Here is a 2,072-nt window from a genome sequence, read left to right on the forward strand (position 1 = left end):
TATAAATGTCAAGTTAAAAATGTAACTTTTTGATCATTTAAGAATGTAGTTTTTTACTCATCATCTTGCTTAAAATGATTCTTTAAACGATATGATTTTCCGTTAATGGAAACAACATGAGCATGATGTAAAACCCTATCCAAGATAGCATTTGCAATAACTGGATCATAGAAAACATCATCCCAAGCATTAAAATTTATATTAGTTGTTAATATTGTGCTTTTTTTCTCATATCGCATATCGATAAGCTGAAAGAATAATTTAGAATCATCCTTCTCTATTGGCAGATAGCCTAATTCATCTATTATTAACAGCTTATACTTAGTAAAATGCTTAAGTCTAGAATCTAATCGATTTTCCAATTTTGCACGTTTTAGTTGCTGTAATAAATCATGACATTTGATAAAATAGGTGCTACATCGACGCTTGGCTGCTGCGATGCCAATAGAAGTTGCAAGATGTGTTTTTCCCACTCCACTAGATCCTAAAAATACAATATTTTCTTGTGCATCTAAAAATCGTAATGTTAAAAAATCTAATATTTCATCTTTATTAATGCTAGGTTGAAAATTAAAGTCAAAGTCTTTAATTTCTTTTTGATGTGGAAAAGCTCCAACTTTAACCATAGATTTAATCATATTTGCTTCTTTATAGTCAATTTCATGGGCTGTAAGCTTAATAAGCGCATCAACAAAAGATAAATTATTTTTAGTTGTAAAATCAATAACTTCGTCTAAATGATTAATCATTTGCTTCATTTTTAAATATTCTAAATTATTTATAAGTTGTGTATATGTACTATTCATTTTGATATACTTCTCCTATCATTTTCAAATTATTTTTAGCTATTTCATTCATTTCATATGAATTCAGATTAAATGTTAAAGCACTAATTTCAATATAATGTTCAGCATGATAATTTAGTTTTTGATTTTGTATTCTATGAATAGTAACTAAATTTGTGTTATAATACACATGTAGTTGATCATCATATACTTGAAGTTTTAGTCTTTTGTCTATATATTCTGGGGGTACAGAATATTGGTTTGATTTATATGAAATCATACTCTGACGATTTACTTTAACAGTAGTGGTGATTATTTTATAATGATTTCTTATTTGATCTTTAGGCAGTTCGGATAAGAAATCTTTTTCTTTTTTTAAATGTAATATTGGTATTTTACCTGTTGATGTATGGCATGTACTATTAATTCTATTATTTAAATCTGCAACAAGCTTATGTAGTTCTTCATAATTTAATGTTCCATTATAAGCTCTTATTTCATCTAATAATTTCATAGGAGCTTCAACTTTAGCTTTTGTATTGGGTCTTCCTGCTACGCAGGGACAAACTTTAAAACCATAATCATCTGCAAACTGTTGAAATTTATTATTTACTTTTCCCTTAGAATAATTAGTTCTAGCTTCATCCATAACAGTCTTCATATTGTCTGTTAACACTTCCTGGGGAACTCCTCCAAACGATTCAAATGACTGATCTAGAAAAGAAAGTAATACATCTTGTGTTTTATCAAGAGACAATCTGTATACTCTAAATCTAGAGTATGAAAGAATTAACACAAAAATATTGATATTAATAACTTCTCCTGTAGATAACACAAATTCTATATTTTCCTTCCAATCTAATTGTGCTTGTTGTCCTTTTCCTGTTTCATACCGCATAGGCGTAGCCTTAGATATATGTCCTTTTTTCCTATTATTAAAATACTCTTTAAATTCTGAGTGATTAGAAATGTATCTCCTAAACGAAGATTGTGCGCAATCCAGTCCATGATTATCTTTAAGATACTGCCATAAAATACGCTTATAATAAAATACTTGGATTGAATTTTCACCAAGAAGTTCTTTGATAATAGGTTCAAAAACTTCTATTTTTGATTTGCGATTTCTTGTGGTGGGCTTTATATATCCATTTAAATATTTACTTACTGTACGTGGATCAACACCAAGTTCTCTAGCTATTTGGCTTTTATTTACTTTCAAATTATTTTCCTCCATAAGTGGTTTTAGTTTATGAAGATCTTCTAACTTATTTATTTTTATTTCGGAAT

2 protein-coding genes are annotated in these 2,072 nt (G+C 28.2%); both read right to left on the reverse strand.

Annotated elements, in window-relative coordinates; translation table 11 throughout:
* Positions 1-53 precede the first annotated feature (53 nt).
* Positions 54-806: an IS21-like element helper ATPase IstB gene (istB, locus tag AYC61_RS00910; protein WP_066495449.1), complete on the reverse strand. Its 753-nt coding sequence runs from the start codon at positions 804-806 to the stop codon at positions 54-56.
* Positions 799-2,072: IS21 family transposase (gene istA, locus AYC61_RS00915; protein ID WP_082759714.1), on the reverse strand; the 1,274-nt coding region annotated here is incomplete at its 5' end. The genes istA and istB, both read right to left, overlap by 8 nt.

The organism is Abyssisolibacter fermentans, assembly GCF_001559865.1.
GTDB classification, from domain to species: Bacteria; Bacillota; Clostridia; order Tissierellales; family MCWD3; genus Abyssisolibacter; species Abyssisolibacter fermentans.

Excerpts from the sequence above, each read along its gene's own strand:
- istB (WP_066495449.1), bottom strand. The coding sequence starts at position 806 with ATGAATAGTACATATACACAACTTATAAATAATTTAGAATATTTAAAA.